Annotated in this window: 15 protein-coding genes and 1 tRNA gene; 5 read left to right on the forward strand and 11 right to left on the reverse strand. The window is 71.1% G+C overall.

The genetic code is table 11. From position 1 onward, the window contains the following. Positions 1-118: 118 nt before the first annotated feature. The 4 genes from ABWV20_RS10655 to ABWV20_RS10670 all read right to left on the reverse strand — a co-directional run bounded on the left by ABWV20_RS10655 (position 119) and on the right by ABWV20_RS10670 (position 5,582). Complete coding sequence (locus tag ABWV20_RS10655) at positions 119-1,129, reverse strand: helix-turn-helix transcriptional regulator (protein WP_353355131.1); 1,011 nt, start codon at positions 1,127-1,129, stop codon at positions 119-121. Between the two features lie 343 nt (positions 1,130-1,472). Next, positions 1,473-2,489: a beta-sandwich domain-containing protein gene (locus ABWV20_RS10660; RefSeq protein ID WP_353355132.1), complete on the reverse strand. Its 1,017-nt coding sequence runs from the start codon at positions 2,487-2,489 to the stop codon at positions 1,473-1,475. Beyond that, positions 2,489-3,985, reverse strand: a complete 1,497-nt coding sequence (locus ABWV20_RS10665; protein WP_353355133.1) for a Gfo/Idh/MocA family protein — start codon at positions 3,983-3,985, stop codon at positions 2,489-2,491. Before ABWV20_RS10665 ends, ABWV20_RS10660 begins: the two co-directional genes overlap by 1 nt. Before the next feature lie 226 nt (positions 3,986-4,211). Next, complete coding sequence (locus ABWV20_RS10670) at positions 4,212-5,582, reverse strand: cystathionine beta-synthase (RefSeq protein WP_353355134.1); 1,371 nt, start codon at positions 5,580-5,582, stop codon at positions 4,212-4,214. Positions 5,583-5,732: 150 nt separating this feature from the next. Here ABWV20_RS10670 and ABWV20_RS10675 point away from each other — a divergent pair, with 150 nt between their 5' ends. Further along, entirely contained in the window at positions 5,733-6,866 is a 1,134-nt protein-coding gene (locus tag ABWV20_RS10675) for an SGNH/GDSL hydrolase family protein (protein WP_353355135.1), read from the forward strand. Between the two features lie 4 nt (positions 6,867-6,870). Here ABWV20_RS10675 and ABWV20_RS10680 read toward each other — a convergent pair whose 3' ends face one another. Beyond that, positions 6,871-7,632 (reverse strand): hypothetical protein, encoded by a 762-nt coding sequence (locus ABWV20_RS10680; protein ID WP_353355136.1) that lies wholly within the window; start codon positions 7,630-7,632, stop codon positions 6,871-6,873. A 199-nt stretch (positions 7,633-7,831) separates the two neighbouring features. Here ABWV20_RS10680 and ABWV20_RS10685 point away from each other — a divergent pair, with 199 nt between their 5' ends. Then, on the forward strand, positions 7,832-9,055 hold the full coding sequence (locus ABWV20_RS10685; RefSeq protein ID WP_353355137.1) for an acetyl-CoA C-acetyltransferase: 1,224 nt from the start codon (positions 7,832-7,834) through the stop codon (positions 9,053-9,055). An 87-nt stretch (positions 9,056-9,142) separates the two neighbouring features. Here ABWV20_RS10685 and ABWV20_RS10690 read toward each other — a convergent pair whose 3' ends face one another. Then, the gene (locus ABWV20_RS10690) at positions 9,143-9,442 is read right to left on the reverse strand and encodes a hypothetical protein (protein ID WP_353355138.1); all 300 of its coding nucleotides are present in this window, start codon (positions 9,440-9,442) and stop codon (positions 9,143-9,145) included. Between the two features lie 32 nt (positions 9,443-9,474). Next, a complete protein-coding gene (locus ABWV20_RS10695; protein ID WP_353355139.1) occupies positions 9,475-10,356 on the reverse strand; it encodes a Bax inhibitor-1/YccA family protein in 882 nt (293 codons plus the stop codon). A 198-nt stretch (positions 10,357-10,554) separates the two neighbouring features. On the opposite strand from ABWV20_RS10695, the gene ABWV20_RS10700 reads away from it, so the two are divergent. After that, a tRNA-Leu gene (locus ABWV20_RS10700) sits at positions 10,555-10,628 on the forward strand. Here ABWV20_RS10700 and ABWV20_RS10705 read toward each other — a convergent pair. The 4 genes from ABWV20_RS10705 to eno form a co-directional block, all read right to left on the reverse strand. Next, positions 10,603-11,646 carry a Ppx/GppA phosphatase family protein gene (locus ABWV20_RS10705; RefSeq protein ID WP_353355140.1) on the reverse strand — a complete coding sequence of 348 codons (1,044 nt, stop codon included), beginning with the start codon at positions 11,644-11,646 and terminating at the stop codon, positions 10,603-10,605. The genes ABWV20_RS10700 and ABWV20_RS10705 overlap by 26 nt on opposite strands. Continuing rightward, positions 11,639-12,229, reverse strand: coding sequence for a DUF501 domain-containing protein (locus ABWV20_RS10710; protein WP_353355141.1), 591 nt, complete (start codon positions 12,227-12,229; stop codon positions 11,639-11,641). Before ABWV20_RS10710 ends, ABWV20_RS10705 begins: the two co-directional genes overlap by 8 nt. Beyond that, entirely contained in the window at positions 12,226-12,618 is a 393-nt protein-coding gene (locus ABWV20_RS10715) for an FtsB family cell division protein (protein ID WP_353355142.1), read from the reverse strand. Before ABWV20_RS10715 ends, ABWV20_RS10710 begins: the two co-directional genes overlap by 4 nt. Before the next feature lie 363 nt (positions 12,619-12,981). Beyond that, positions 12,982-14,277, reverse strand: a complete 1,296-nt coding sequence (gene eno, locus ABWV20_RS10720) for a phosphopyruvate hydratase (protein WP_353355143.1) — start codon at positions 14,275-14,277, stop codon at positions 12,982-12,984. 263 nt (positions 14,278-14,540) lie between these two features. On the opposite strand from eno, the gene ABWV20_RS10725 reads away from it, so the two are divergent. Next, a complete protein-coding gene (locus ABWV20_RS10725) occupies positions 14,541-16,049 on the forward strand; it encodes a sugar transferase (RefSeq protein ID WP_353355144.1) in 1,509 nt (502 codons plus the stop codon). A gap of 76 nt (positions 16,050-16,125) precedes the next feature. Next, complete coding sequence (locus tag ABWV20_RS10730; RefSeq protein WP_353355145.1) at positions 16,126-16,248, forward strand: hypothetical protein; 123 nt, start codon at positions 16,126-16,128, stop codon at positions 16,246-16,248. Positions 16,249-16,266: the final 18 nt, after the last annotated feature.

The raw sequence follows: 16,266 nt of genomic DNA on the forward strand, positions 1-16,266 counted from the left end.
CTGGAGTGGAGACGCGCTCAGGGGTGTGTGTCGCGTCCGCGCCGGACGGTATTGAGCGGAAACGACCGGTGAACAGGGTGCAACCGGACAATGTCCGAAACTTGCCACCCTCGGGTGCTCAGCCCGAGATCCACCCTCGCTGCGCCGCGCGGACGCCGGCGCTGAACCGGGTCTCGGCGTCGAGCCGCCGCATCAGGTCGTTGATGCGGCGCCCGACGGTTCGCTCGGTGATGCCGAGCGACCGGGCGATCGTGCGGTCCTTCAGCCCCGCAGCCATGAGCCCCAGGATCTCGCGGTCACGTTCGGAGACGCCCGGCTCTGCCGTGCCGGCGGTCCGGGCCAGCGCCTCGACCGGGGTGGACCTCTCCCACAGCTGCTCGAAGTGCGCGACGACGACGTCGAGGATGCTCGACGAGCGGATGAGGAGCCGGCGTTCGGGGTCGGGGTCGTCGGCCGACTCCGGCACGAGCGCCACCGCTCGGTCGACGACGAGCAGCTTGGGCCACACCTGCGCGTTGACCCGCGCCTGCTCGCCGGCATCGACGTACTGGCGCATCGCTGCTCGGGCCTCGTCGGTGACGATCGCCTCACGGTGGTAGATGACCCGGTAGGACACCCCGGCCGCGAGAGCGACGAACTCGCTCTCGTTGGGCTGCGCCCCGCCCGCGAAGTAGGGAGGTGCGTCGACCATGAGCACCTCGTCCCGCGCCGCGCGCTGCATCTGCGTGAACGCGTCGAGGACGGCGGAGGCCCCGACGACGGGCTCCACGACGTCGCAGGCCCCGCCCCACCGGCGGGCAGCCGCCTCGGAGATCCGCTCCGCCTCGTCCTGGAGGCGGTTGAGCTCGCGTCGACGTTGCCGGATCAGCTCGGGCAGGGCCACGTCGGGTGAGATGACCCTGAACCGCAGGCCCTCGAAGTCCTCACGGTGCGCCAGCCCCCGCGAGGCCAGTGCGTCGAGCGCCCGAGCCACCTCGTCCGGCGTTCCGCCGAGGTCGGCGGCGACGTCACAGGTCGCGGCCGACCCGTGCTCGACGAGGCGGAGGTAGACCTGCTCCTCCAGCACGGTCAGGCCGAGCGGTTCGAGGGACAACGCCTCGAACGTCGACGTCTCCGAGGACAGCGGCACAGCGCCCTCCAATCACCCGAGCACTCCCGCCGGACCGTCTGACGGAAGGACGACACCGTGAGTCCCGACGAGCGTGGAAGCCATCGTCGTGACGGCCGGTCACACGTTACGACGGGTAGGTATCGGCTCGCTCCCCCAATCGGTCTAGGAACGACCATGAGTTCGCAAAGTCTTCTCCAGCAATCGGTCAAGACACCCAGGACACCCGGTGTCGGCTCGAGTGGCCCCGCCCTCCCCAGGGGCAGAGCTCGAGTGGCCCCGCCCTCCCCAGGGCAGAGCTCGAGTGGCCCCGGTCTCCACAGGTGAGCTGTGGAGACCGGGGCCACTCGATGAGGGGAGGCCGTCAGGGCACGATCTGCATGTCGAAGATGTGGACGGCCCCGTTGCCCGGAAGGACGACGAACTCGACGGTCTTGGCCGGGTCGATCTCGATCGAGTTGGCGAAGACCCGGTAGGCGTAGGCGGAATCGCCGTAGCCGTTGGGCCGGTTGCGCCCCACGCTCGATACGACCAGCGTCGCTCCGTGGGCGTCGGCCTCCTGGAAGGACCAGTTCGGGAAGCCGAGCGTGCCCGTGCTCTTCGAGCCGTCCGTGTAGTAGACCGAGACCTGGCCCGACGCCGCGTAGCTGGCGCCCGATCCCAGGAAGGCCAGTCGGCTGCCCTGCCCCCCGAAGGTGATGGCCTGCCCTGCCGCCGCGACGTTGCCGGCGGTGCCCGGCGCTGCCGAGGGCCACACGAAGTCCGCGCCGAGCGCGGACACCGTGGCGCCCGGTGTCACGCCCTGGTCCGCGAGCTTCTGCGCAGAGAAGGAGTTGCCGTAACCGTCGAAGTTGCCCGGTGTCGGGTTCGACTCGTCGGTGACCCCGACGTTGTTGTAGGCCGCGGCGAGGTTCGGCAGTGCAGAGCCGGTCCGCTGCGTGCGCGTTCCCACCGCGGTGCCGGCCCCGTCGCCTCCGCCGTACGTCGCCGTGGCGGTGAAGGTGTAGAGGTGGAAGCCGGAGCGGGGCGCAGGGACCTGGACCGAGAAGTCGAGGGCGACGGACGCGCCGGGCGCCACCGCCTTCTTCCAGGACTGCTCCACCGGGTACACCGCCCAACCGGTCGGTCCCTGCAGGGCGACGCTGAGGTTGCGCAGGCGGGCCGATGAGGCGTTGTCCACGGTGACGACGACCGGGGCGATGGCCGGGCCCTCGAGGTCGACCTCCGAGATACTCACCGTGACCGCTCCCGACGCCTCGCCAGGTGCGGAGGGGGCGGCGCTCGAGGGCGGCGCCATCAGCCCCCCGGCGAGCAGCGCGGCCCCGGCGAGGACGGCGACGACAGGGCGGGACTGGGCCAGCCGGGTGCGCAGGCGAGTCATCACGAGGCCTTCCTCGTCGTCTTGGGCGTGCTGTCGAACCTGGTCGCGGGGAGCACCACGTCTGCGGTCGCCGGCATGTCGCTCTCCCGGGAGTCGAGGCCGATCCGCAGCTCGGCCCACCGGCCGCGCGTGAAGTCCGGGACGTCGACGGGTCGGCCGCCGGCCTCGAGCGACTTCACGCTGAGCGGCACCGGCGAGCACCAGGCCGCAGAGTCGTAGACGTCGATGTCCGGGACCTGGCCCGCTCGCATCTGCTGGACGATCCGCCACATGAGCACGTAGTCCATGCCGCCGTGACCGCCGTTGCTGGCAGCGTCGTCCCCGATCTTCTTCCAGAGCCAGTGGTCGAACTCGGCACGCAGGTCGGTGAAGTCACGCCAGTAGTCGCCGGAGTGGTCCGGCTCGATGTAGACCCGCGCCCCCGTGGAGCCGCCGCCGACATAGTCCTCGACGAGGCCCCGGCTGCCCGCGAGCGTGTTGATGCGGCTGTACGGTCGCGGCGACGAGACGTCGTGCTCGGCCCGGATGACCCGGCCCTGGTGCGTCTCGATGAGGCAGGTGACGAGGTCCCCGTTGACGTAGGTCTCCTTCCAGGACGGGTGGTCGGCCGGCACGTGCCGGGCCCGGTAGTCGGCCAGGCCCTTCGGCGCCGTAGCCGTCGCCCGCAGGGTGGTCATGCGGTCGCCGCGGTTGATGTCCATGCACGCAGCGATCGGTGCCAGTCCGTGCATCGGGTAGAAGCTCGCGATGCTGCGGGTGTGCCACAGGCGGCGCCAGGAGTCGGTGTAGTAGGTGTCCGAGAACAGCAGTGCGCGCAGGTCGTGCAGGTAGCCGCCGTGCCCGTTGGTGATGTCGCCGAAGACGCCGGCGTGGGCCATCTTGAGCATGGCCAGCTCGTTGCGGCCGTAGCTGCAGTTCTCCATGAGGAAGAGGTGCCGGCGCGTCAGCTCGCAGGTGTCGACCAGGTCCCAGAGCTCCTCGAGCTCGGTGGCGATCGGCAGCTCGACGCCCACGTGGCGCCCGGAGAGGAGGGCGGCCTTGCCCTGCGCGTGGTGGAACTCCCACGGCGTCGCGACGTAGACGAAGTCGATGTCGTCCCGCTCCAGCATCTGCCGGTAGCCGTCCGCTCCGCCGAGCTCGGCGGGACGCTGGCGGCCCGAGGCCTCGACCCGGTCAGCGGCGCGAGTGGCGCGCTCGGGCCTGATGTCGCACACTGCGGTGACGCGGCAGCCGGGCACCGCTGCCCACCCGCCGAGCATCCCCATGCCGCGGTTGCCCAGGCCGACGATCCCGACCCGGACGACGTCGTGCGAGTCGTAGGCGACACCGATCATCGAGGGTGCGCGGCGAGCAGTGGGTGCTGCTGCACGTGCCGAGGGTGTCGCCGGCGCTGCGTGTGCCCCGGTCAGTCCGGGCCCGAGAGCGAGTCCGGCGACTCCCGCCCCGACCGCCCCGCCAAGGAGCGAGCGGCGGGAGGGCTGCATTGGCTCAACCATGGTTGTGACCACCTCCGTCTGGGGCAGCCGCTTCGGTGAGGCCGCCCGTGATGGTGATGAATCTGGCGCACCGGACATCTGACTGTCAATATCTGATCGAAAGAAGGACCAATCGATCACCTTCGATCACGAAGATCACTCCCGGCTAAGTCGAGCGGCCCCGTTGTCCACAGCTGGGCTGTGGACCACGGGGCCACTCGAGGGTGCTGGGGGGCGCCTCCTCCGCTCAGTCCGCGAGGAAGCCGAGCAGGTCGGCCCGCGTCAGCACGCCAACCGGCTTGCCGTCCTCGACGACGAGGACCGCGTCGGACTTCTCCAGCTCGTCGCGGGCGGCAGCGACCGGCTCGCCGGCCCCGACGAGGGGCAGGCCCGGCTCCATGTGCTTCTCCACCGAGTCGAACAGGTGGGCCCGACCGGTGAAGAGCGCCTCCATCAGGGCCCGCTCGCTCACCGAGCCGGCGACCTCGCCGGACATGACCGGCGGCTCGGCCTTGACGACGGGCATCTGGGAGACGCCGAACTCCCGCAGGATCTGCACCGCGTCGCGAATCGTCTCGTTGGGGTGGGTGTGGACGAGCGCGGGCATCTCGCCCGACTTGGTGCGCAGCACCTGCCCGACGGTCTGGTCGTGCTGGTCGTGGAGGAAGCCGTAGGAGGCCATCCACTCGTCGTTGAAGATCTTGGACATGTAGCCACGGCCGGAGTCGGGCAGCAGGACGACGACGACGGCGTCCTCGGGCAGGTCCTTGGCCGCGCGCAGGGCGGCGACCACGGCCATTCCGCAGGAGCCGCCGACGAGCAGGCCCTCCTCGCGGGCCAGCCGCCGCGTCATCTCGAACGAGTCCGCGTCGGAGACCGCGATGACCTCGTCGACGACGGACGGGTCGTAGGCGCCCGGCCAGAAGTCCTCGCCGACGCCCTCGACGAGGTAGGGGCGCCCGCTGCCGCCGGAGTACACCGAGCCCTCGGGGTCGGCCGCGATGATGCGGACCGCGCCGTCGGAGACCTGCTTGAGGTAGCGCCCGGTCCCGCTGATGGTGCCGCCGGTGCCCGCACCTGCGACGAAGTGGGTCACCTTGTGGTCGGTGTCCTCCCAGACCTCCGGGCCCGTCGTCGCGTAGTGGCTGTTGGGTCCCTCGGGGTTGTAGTACTGGTTCGGCTTCCAGGCGCCCTCGATCTCCTCGACGAGGCGGTCCGAGACGCTGTAGTAGGAGTCGGGGTGGTCCGGCGCCACCGACGTCGGCGTGACGACGACCTCGGCGCCGTAGGCCTTGAGCACGTCGCGCTTGTCCTGGCTCACCTTGTCGGGGCAGACGAAGACGCACGTGTAGCCGCGTCGCTGCGCGATCAGGGCGAGCCCGACCCCCGTGTTGCCGCTCGTCGGCTCGACGATGGTGCCGCCCGGCTTGAGCAGCCCGTCGCGCTCGGCGGCGTCGATCATCCGGAGCGCGATGCGGTCCTTGACCGAGCCGCCGGGGTTGAAGTACTCGACCTTGGCCAGGACGGTGCACCGGACGCCGGCGTCCTCGACGACCGAGCCGAGCTTGACGAGGGGCGTGTTGCCGACGAGGTCGGAGATGTGCTCTGCGTACTTCACCGGATCATCCTAGGTGCCGCCCGGGACCGCCGAGGGCGGGGATCATGGAGACCGGCCCGCACGTTACGGTGATAGCGGAGTGGCTCACTTCGCTTGCGGACGCCCTCGATGGCGTCCTCGAGGTTTTCACTCACGCAGAGGGGGTTCTCGGTGAGTCGCGCTCGACGGGCTCGCAAGATCGCCCAGACCGCCGCATTCGGCGGCGGTGTGGGGGCCGCCGGCCTCGGTGCCCTCGGCCTGGCCGGCTACGGCCTGCTCCGCATCGAGGCGATGCTCGCCCGACGGATCGTGGGCCAGCCGTTCGAGGGGGCGCCGGACGACGAGGGGACCTACGGGTTCGGCCCCGGGGAGCCGATCCGCCTCGTCGTGCTCGGCGACTCCACCGGCGCCGGCATGGGTGCGGAGCACGCCCGGCAGACGATCGGCGCGACCATCGCCAACGGCGTGGCCGCCTTCAGTGGTCGTCCGGTCGAGCTGACCAACGTCGCCGCCATCGGCGCCGAGTCCCTCCACCTCGGCGGCCAGGTCGAGCGTGCCCTCGCCCGCGTCCCGACCCCCGACATCGCGCTCATCCTCATCGGCGCCAACGACGTGACCCACCGCATCGAGCGCTCGCTCGCCGTCCGCCACCTCGAGATGGCCGTGCGACGGCTGCGCGAGGCCGAGGCCGAGGTCGTCGTCGGCACCTGCCCGGACCTCGGTGCGATCGAGCCGTTGCCGCAACCGCTGCGCCACCTCGCGCGACGGTGGTCCCGTGACCTCGCCGCCGCGCAGACCGTGGCCGTCGTCGAGGCCGGCGGTCGAGCCGTGTCCATCGGTGACCTCCTGAGCGAGGCGTTCTCCACCGAGCCACACGTGATGTTCAGCCAGGACCGGTTCCACCCGTCCCCCGCCGGCTACGCACGGGTGGCCGCGGCGCTGCTGCCCACGGTGAGCGCGGCCCTCGACCTCTTCGGTGAGCGCAGCGCCCCCACCCAGCCGAGCGCCTGGCGCGGCGAGGGAGTGGGTCCGGTCGCGGTGGCCGCCAGCCGGGCCGTTGCCAACCCGGGCACCGAGGTGGCCCCTGCCGAGGTCGGCGGCCAGTCCCGCGGCGTGCACGGCCGGTGGGCCATGATCCGCCGGCGGCTGCGCCCGACCGTCGTCGTGCCCGTGGCCGACCCGGTGCGCGAGGGCGAGAGCCTGACACACCCCGAGGATGGCGCCACGGTGGCCGTCGCCCCGCCCGGCCTCGGCCGGGACGACCCGCTGCGCGGTGGCGAGGCCGTGGGCGCCACCCAGCCGTGATGCCTCAGTCGAGCGTGACGACCTGGTCCTTGGGCGGGGCGGTGATCCCCAGATCCTCGTTCCAGTGGGCGAAGTCCAGCTGACCCGGGCTCGATGACGAGCCGGTGAACCGGACCACCTGGTAGTCCGACTTGGAGACGTGGAGGGACCCCTCCCCCTGCCCGGCCGAGTCCGTGATGACCCAGCTGTCGATGCCGTTGACGACCTCCGAGCCGACCGTGTCGGACAGCTGGGACGGTGTCACCGCCTTGAACGCCTCGTCGATGAGCCCGTTGAGGCTGAACTCGTCGCTGAACTCCTTCGCCGCGGCAGGGACCTTGACGAACTTGTCGGCAGGGAACGAGCTCGGCACGCCCTGGGCCGTCCAGAACCGCTCGTCGGCCTGGATGTAGACCTGGCCACCGACGGACAGGATGCGGGCCTTGCCCTCGGTCCCGGTCGTCAGGGTGATGTCGGAGGTCGACCCGTCGCTCGTGCCCTTGAAGTCCACGAGCATCTCGACCCCGCCCTGCTGCACCCGTCCGCTGAACGCGGCCGAGGTCGCCGCGATGGCGTTCGCCTTGGCCTTCTCGAGGATCGCCTCGGCACTGGGTGCCCCAGCGGTCGGGGCAACGGTCGTCGGAGCTGCCGCTGCCGACGCCGTCGGGGTGGTCGAGGCGGCGGGCGGCGTGGTGGATGACGTGCACCCGGCGAGAAGGACGAGCACACCTGCCCCGCCGACGGCCGCGATCCGGCTTCCCCACGGGCGGCGGGTCCAGGTGCTCATGGCGCACCACCCTAACCTGCGGCCCTGAAGCGACTCGCCGCATCGCTGCCCCGGTGACCGGCCCTCGCCCCCTGCGAGGAGACGCACGCCATAGGGAGGCGGGTGTCGACAACCCAGCCCAGCGGCATACGATCGTCGGGAACTGAGCGCCCGCTTACCTCCGGGCGCCCGCTGACACCGCCGTCCGCAGGAGGACACCGTGACCGAAGCCGTCATCGTCTCGACCGCCCGTTCGCCGTTCGGGCGCGCCTTCAAGGGCTCGCTCAAGGACATCCGCCCCGACGACCTCGCCGCAGCCGTCATCCAGGCGGCGCTCGACAAGATCCCGGCGCTGGACTCCGCGCTCATCGAGGACATCTACCTCGGCTGCGCCGAGCCGTCGCACCGCCACGGCGCCAACATGGCCAAGGTCGTCGGCACCCTCCTCGGCCTCGACAACACCCCTGGCGCGACGATCAACCGCTTCTGCGCGAGCTCGGCCCAGACGACCAGGATGGCGTTCCACGCGATCAAGGCCGGCGAGGGCGACATCTTCGTGTCCGCCGGCGTCGAGTGCGTCTCGCAGTACGTCGGCTTCGCCGGGGCCGGTGGCGCCAACGAGGACGACATGAACCCGAAATTCCGCGCGGCTCGTGAGCGGACCAAGCGGACCGCCGAGACGAACGAGACGTGGCACGACCCGCGCGAGGACGGCGAGCTGCCCGACATCTACATCGCCATGGGCCAGACCGCCGAGAACGTCGCCACGGCCTACGGCATCACGCGTGAGCGCCAGGACGAGTGGGGCGTCATCTCGCAGAACCGCGCCGAGGCCGCCATCCAGCGAGGGTTCTTCGACTGGGAGATCGCCCCCATCACGACGCCGGACGGCACCGTCGTCAGCAAGGACGACGGCCCGCGCGCCGGCGTCACCCTCGAGGCCGTCCAGGGCCTCAACCCCGTCTTCCGCGAGAACGGCACGGTCACCGCCGGCAACTGCTGCCCGCTCAACGACGGCGCCGCCGCCCTCGTCATCATGAGCGACACCAAGGCGAAGGAGCTCGGCCTCGAGCCGCTCGCCCGAGTCGTCTCCACCGCCGCGACCGGCCTCTCCCCCGAGATCATGGGCCTCGGCCCCGTCGACGCCGTCAACCTCGCGCTCAAGCGGGCCGGCATGTCGATCGGCGACATCGACCTCTACGAGATCAACGAGGCGTTCGCCGCGCAGGTCGTCGGCTCGGCCGACCAGATCGGGATGGACTTCGACAAGCTCAACGTCAACGGCGGCGCCATCGCGATCGGCCACCCCTTCGGCGCCACCGGAGCCCGCATCACCGGCACGATCATCAACGCCCTGCGCGAGCGGGACGAGCAGTTCGGTCTCGAGACGATGTGCGTCGGTGGCGGCCAGGGCATGGCCGTCATCTTCGAGCGCCTCAGCTGAGCGCACCACCCCTCGCAACACACCCGCTTACCGCGTGCGACCACCTGCTGCAGCAGGTGGGAGCGCGCGGTGAGCGGGTGTGTTGCGTCAGAGTCGGTGACGTATGCCGCTGAGCTCGCTCAGGACGTCGGCGACCTCAGCGTCGGGCTGGGCCGCGTAGAGGTCGAACACCATGACGGTCAGCTGGTCCATGACGGCTGCCGGCCCGAGGTCGGGCACCCGCCGGGGCGGCCTTCCGCGCGAGCCGGCGACGCGGTCGGCGAGCCGTTGCACGACAGCCGACGTCAGCGGCATACGGGAAAGCGCGTGGTCGAGCGGCAGCTGACGCCACCGCTCGACCACGCGCCGGAGCTCCTCGGAGACCTCCTGCGGAACAGGCGATCTCACCGTCGGTCAGTCCTTTCGAGCGGGACTGACGGTCACGCGTCGCGCAGTCGCGCGAGGAGCCGGGCGATCTCGATGTAGAGCCAGACGACCGAGACGATCAGGCCGTGCGCGAGCAGCCAGGAGTACTTCCGCGGGGCACCCAGGCGGACGGCGTTGTCGATCGAGTCGAAGTCGACCGCGAGCGAGTAGGAGGCAAGGCCGACACCGAGGAGGCTGAGCCCGATGCCGAGCGGGCCGCTGCCCCCGAAGCCCCAACCGTCGATGACGCCCGTCATGAGCAGGACGACCTGGATGATCGAGAAGAGCGCGTAGCCGGCGATCATGAAGGTGAACATCCGACGCGACTTGTCGGTGACCTTGATGAGCCCGGTCGCATAGCCGGCGTACATCGCTGCGAACACGCTCAAGGTGGCGACGACCGCGGTGAGCACGAGGTCGATGCCGTAGCGGGCGGCGAGGAAGTAGCTGAACGCGCCGAGGAACACGCCCTGGACGAGGGCGTAGACGAAGTAGAGCGGCGTCGGGATGTTCTTCATGAACATCATCGCGAAGCCGAGGATCAACGTCCCGAACATGCCACCGAGCCACAGCGGCGAGATGAGGCTCTGGTTGGCGTCGACCATGAACCACGACACGCCGGCGGCGGCCAGCGTGACGGCGAAGAGCACGAGGCTCTTGACGATGACGTCGTCGAGCGTGACGCGGCCCGTGTCGAGGGGCCCGGCGGTCTGTCGCGCATAGAGGTCGTTGAGCTCACCGGCGGTCACGGCGTCCTGAGCCGCGTATCCGGAGGTTGCTGCCTGAGTCGAGCCCGTCGGGCCCTGCTGCCCGCGCTGCGGCGCGCCGAAGCCGGCGTAGCGCTCCTGCTGCAGCTGCTTGTCGATCCGGTCGAAGACCGGGTTTCCACCTGCCATGTTGTCTCGTGCCTCCCCAGCACTGGGGCCACGCCCCGTTGTTGGGCGCAGCGACTGTCACCACCCTAAGCGTTCGGGGGGACCGTTCTGGTTCCCGGCCTGTCCGGATCGAGCGGTCCGAGACGCAACCGTGACCGTGCCGGTCGGTGCCCGAGCGGCCCTGCGCCGCTGACCGGCCCCCATGCATACTGAGGCTGCGCCCCCGTAGCCCAATCGGCAGAGGCAGGCGACTTAAAATCGCTCGAGTCAGGGTTCGAGTCCCTGCGGGGGTACTGAGGCAACGGAGGCAGAGGGCTCGCGCGACGCGACGGGCGACGCGACGGGCGACGCGACGGACAGGGCGATGCCGTCGAGGATGTCGTGCTCCGACGTGATGACCTCGGTGATGCCTGCGGCCTCGGCGACGCGTTGGACGACTCGACGCCACACGAGTGCGCCCGCCCCGATGACGTCGACCCGGCCCTCGTGCATGTAGGGCAGGGCGCGTCGCTGTGCGTGGTCGAGATGCAGCAGCTCCGTGCAGGCGTCCACCACCCGGTCGACCGGAAGTCGGGACAGGTGGATCCGCTCCGGGTCGTACGTCGGCAGTCGCAGGGCGTGCGCGGTCACGGTCGTGACGGTGCCGGCCAGACCGACGAGCGCCCGGACCCCTGTCAGCGGCACGGTCCGGGCCGCCTCGTCGATGGCCCGGTCGACGTCGGCGGTGGCAGCCGCGATCTCGGCGGAGGTCGGCGGGTCCGAGTGCAGGTGGCGTTCGGTCATCCGGACGCAGCCCACGTCGACCGACCGAGCCGCGTCGACCTGCGTGGCGCCCCGGACGAACTCGGTCGAGCCGCCGCCGAGGTCGACGACGAGGTAGGGGCCCGGCACGCCGTGTGTGCCGAGGCCCCCCGTGGCCCCCCGGAACGACAGCTGCGCCTCCTCGTGGCCGGTCACCACCTCCGGCAGGACGTCCGCCCCCCAGTGCTCGTGGAAGGCCAGACGAACTCCGTCGATGAAGTCGGCTGCGTTGCGCGCGTCGCGGGAGGCGGAGGTCGCGACGAAGCGCACCCGGGACGCGCCGAGCTCACGGCACTCGGCGGCATAGATCCGCGTCACGCGCAGCGTGCGTTCCATCGACTCGGTGGAGATGACACCCGTGCGGTCGACGCCCAGCCCGAGCCGGACGATCTCCATCCGGCGCGTGACATCCCTCAGCTCGCCCGTCGCCGGGTCGACGTCGGCGACCAGGAGACGGATGGAGTTGGTGCCGCAGTCGATCGCTCCGACGCGGACCGCACGCTCATCCATCGGCGGTCGCCGGCTGGGCGGACGCACCGGCGCTCCCTGCTGCGTCCTCGGGCGCGTGCATCTCGGCACAGGAGGTCGGGGTCCACCAGTCGTCGAGCATCGCCAGCGCCTCGTCGCCGAGCGGGTTGGCGCCGGGCCCGGCCGCCAGCGAGTGCGCGACGAGGACATGGAGGCACTTGACGCGGGTCGGCATCCCGCCGGCCGACACCCCGTCGATCTCCGGCACCTCCCCTAGCTCGGCTCTGCTCGCCAGGTAGTGCTCGTGGGCCCGCTCGTAGGCGGCGCGCAGCTCGGCGTCCTGGGCGAGCCGGGTCGTCATCTCCTTCATGACTCCGCCGGCCTCGAGCGTGCTGACAGCGCCGGTGAGGCGCGGGCAGGTGGCGTAGTAGGTGGTCGGGAACGGCGTGCCGTCCGGCAGCCGCGGCTCCGTCCGCAGCACGTCCGGCTCGCCGCACGGGCACCGATGAGCCACCTCGACGACACCGCGTGCTGGCCGGCCCAGCTGCCGCTCGACGGCGAGCAGGTCGGCCTCGTCGACTCCCTCGGCACGCCCGTCCCGGCGAGCCGCTCCCGGGCCGGTCATCGGGAGAGACCCGCCGTCGGACGGTCGGCGATCTGGACCGACTGCCAGAGCTTGCCGTACCACGGCGACGAGGCGTTCGCCATCGGAGCGGCAACGATGGGGTCCTGCCCGGCCTGCTCCTGCGAGCGCTGCGAGTCGAGGCCGCTGACGGAGTAGGCGCGGTCACCCACCCGCACGAACCTCAGCCGCTTGCGGGCCTGCTCCTCGATGTACTGGGGGTCCTTCCACAGGGCCGCCTCCTTCTCGAGCTCCTCCACGGTGAGCTTCTGCTGGGCCACCCTCGCCTGGAGGGCGATGGTGTCGTTGCGCTGCTGGATGACTGATCGGAGGGTGGGGACGAGGGTCACCGCCAGCATGACGACGATCCCGAGGAGGATTGCGCCGCGCACCCAGGTCGTCGACTGGGACGGGGGCTCCGGCGGTCGGCTGCGTGCCCGGGCCGCCAGCGCGGGACGTTCCTTGCCTGGCCCCGGCCGGGCCGCCCCTGATCCCCCGCGGGCCGGCCCGGTGCGGGGTCCACCAGTGCGCCCCGGCGCCGCCTTCGACGCGGGCTTCGACCCGCTCATGGGGGCGCCGGGCGAGCCGGCCCTCGTCGCGGGTCTGCCGGTGCCCGAAGCGGGCCGCGGCCCCGGGCGCGCTGCGCTGGACCGACCCCCGCCCCCCGGGCCACGGCTCGACCGGGACCGGTCGTTGCCGCCCGAACGGGACGGGGTGCGGTCTGCCATCAGTCCTCCAGTGTCCGGGTCGTCGCGTCAGCCCTCGTAGCGCGACACGTCGAAGCGCGGGAAGGCGCCCGCACCCGCGTAGGTGGCGGCGTCGTCGAGCTCCTCCTCGATGCGGAGCAGCTGGTTGTACTTGGCGACCCGTTCCGAGCGCGCGGGAGCGCCGGTCTTGATCTGGCCGCAGTTGGTCGCGACGGCGAGGTCCGCGATGGTGACGTCCTCCGTCTCGCCTGAGCGGTGGCTCATCATGCACCGGTAGCCGTTGCTCTGGGCCAGCGTGACGGCGTCGAGCGTCTCGGTGAGGGTGCCGATCTGGTTGACCTTGACGAGGAGGGCGTTGGCCGTGCGGGTCGCGATGCCCCGGCCGAGCCGCTCGGGGTTGGTGACGAAGAGGTCGTCACCGACGAGCTGCACCTTCTCGCCGAGCCGGTCGGTGATGGCCTTCCAGCCGTCCCAGTCCTCCTCGTTGAGCGGGTCCTCGATGGACACGAGCGGGTAGGAGTCGACGAGCTCGGCGTAGTAGTCGATCATCTCGTCGGCCGACTTGGTCGCGCCCTCGAAGGCGTAGCCGCCCTCCTGGTGGAACTCGGACGCGGCCACGTCGAGCGCGAGGGCGACGTCCTTGCCGGGCACGTAGCCGGCGGCCCTGATGGCCTCGACGATGATGTCGAGCGCGGCCCGGTTGGACTCGAGGTTCGGTGCGAAGCCACCCTCGTCGCCGAGCCCGGTGGACAGGCCGCGGTCGTGCAGGACCTTCTTGAGCGAGTGGTAGACCTCGGTCCCCCAGCGGAGGGCCTCGCGGAAGGTCGGCGCCCCGATCGGGGCGACCATGAACTCCTGGATGTCGACGTTGGTGTCCGCGTGCGACCCACCGTTGAGGATGTTCATCATCGGGACGGGCAGGACGTGGGCGTTGGGGCCGCCGACGTACCGGAAGAGGGGCAGCCCGGCTGACTCCGCGGCAGCGTGCGCAACGGCGAGGGAGACGCCGAGGATGGCGTTGGCGCCGAGGTTCTCCTTGGTGGCGGACCCGTCGAGGGTCATCATCTCGGCGTCGATGAGGCGCTGCTCGCTGGCGTCGTAGCCGACGAGACGCGGGTTGATCTGCTCGATCACGGCGTCGACGGCCTGCTCGACCCCCTTGCCGAGGTAGCGCCCCTTGTCCCCGTCGCGTCGCTCCGATGCCTCGAAGGCCCCGGTCGACGCGCCGGACGGCACAGCTGCCCGGGCGAACGTCCCGTCGTCGAGACGGATCTCGACCTCGACGGTGGGGTTACCTCGCGAGTCAAGGATCTCGCGGGCGCCAATCTCCTCAATGGTGGCCACTCTTGCTCCTGTGGTCGGTCGAACCGGTCGGGCTGGGATGCTCACGTCGCTGTGAGGATCGTGACGATCCCGAGCGTAGCCCGTCCCCCCGCGTGCCCCGACGACCGACCCGGCATCCGGTCCCACCTGTCGCCGAAACCTCCCGTGCACCCGTTTCCCGGTCATTTCTTTGCCGCCGTCCCCCGCAGCGGGGCATACTCTCAAGGGTTCGCTCGGGGGGAAGAGCGTTCCGTCAACAGGGTCGGCGCCGAGGTGTGCCGGGGGTGGGTGTTCATCGAGACATGGTCCAGTCCGTGCACGAAGCCGGCATGATGCCCGACGTCGCCTCCCGGCCCGTGGTCCAGCCGCACACCGACCGCACCCGCAGCGTGCGGATCCTCCAGGTGGGTCTGGCCCTGGGCGACCTCGCCGTGATCTCCGGCGCTGCGGTGCTGGCGGCCGTGGGACGCCACCGGCTGACGATCTTCCGGGCCACGGACGACATCGCCACGGTGGCCCAGTCCGTCGGCGTCTGGATCGTCCTCGGTTGGATGCTCGTCAACGTCGTCGTGGGCACGTACGAGCGCACCGACCTCGGGGTGGGGACGACTGAGTACGCCCGGGTCCTGGCCGCCGCAGGCATGACGGCCGGGCTCATCGGGATCATCAGCTACCTGACGAAGTTCAACCTGTCCCGCGGCTTCTTCGTCCTGCTGTTCGTCGTCGGAGTGCCGCTGCTGCTGCTCTGGCGCTTCTCGGCTCGCCGTCTCGTCCACCGACTGCATCACCGCGGGCACCTGCTCACCCGGGTGCTCATCGCGGGCTCGGCCGGGCACGTCGACGAGGTGGCCGCGGTGCTCGACCGGGAGTCGTGGCTCGGCTACCGGATCGTCGGGGCCCTGCTGCCCCCGTCGCAGCGGCTGACCGCCACGCCCCGTGGCCTGCCGGTCGTCGGCCTGAGCACCGACACCGCCCTGGCCACACGGGACCACGAGGCCGACCTCGTCGTGTTCACCGAGGGTGCCTTCGAGTCGTCGACGGACTTCCGACGCATCGCGTGGGATCTCGAGGGCCACCACGTCCAGATGGCCGTGGTCCCGAGCCTCAGCGACATCTCCTCCGGCCGCATCATGATGCGGCCCGTCGGTGGCCTCCCCCTCGTCCACGTCGAGCAGCCGCAGAGCCTCGGCGCGAGCCGCAGCCTCAAGCGGGTCTTCGACGTCGTCGGCGCGTCCGCAAGCCTGCTCGTGTGCGCTCCGCTCATCCTCGCTGTGGCCATCGCGATCAAGGTGCATGACGGTGGCCCGATCCTCTTCCGCCAGACCCGGGTCGGTCGCGACGGCAACCTCTTCGAGTGCCTGAAGCTGCGCAGCATGGTCGTCGACGCCGAGGCCCAGCTGTCCGGGCTGACGCACCTGAGCCATGATCCCGGGCACGTCCTGTTCAAGGCCCAGCGCGACCCCCGCGTCACCCCGGTCGGCCGCTTCATCAGGCGTTACTCGATCGACGAGCTGCCCCAGCTGGTCAACGTGCTGCGCGGCGACATGAGCCTGGTCGGCCCCCGCCCGGCTCTCCCGGCGGAGGTGCGGCGCTACTCCACCGACGTCCAGCGTCGGCTCCACGTGCGGCCCGGGATGACGGGCCTGTGGCAGGTGTCGGGCCGCAGCGACCTGTCGTGGGAGGACACCGTCCGGCTCGACCTCTACTACGTCGACAACTGGTCCCTGGTGCAGGACCTGTCGATCGTCATCAAGACGCTGCGCGCCGTGCTCAGCTCGCGCGGGGCCTACTGACGGACCGCGGGACCTCCTCCTCCGGCGGCGCCGGCCACTGCGCCTGACCATGAGCGTGTCCGCAGAAGGTGCGGGAATGAGGCTTGTGCGCCACGGCGTGGCGGGGGTTGCGACGGCGGTGATCCTCGCCGCCGGCCTCGTCCCGCCCGGACCAGACGCGGGGGCGCGGGCCGACCGCGGGAGGGTCGTACGCCGCTGAGCCGGCTCCGCGGGTCCG

This window comes from Intrasporangium sp. DVR (assembly GCF_040365325.1).
GTDB lineage: Bacteria > Actinomycetota > Actinomycetes > Actinomycetales > Dermatophilaceae > Intrasporangium.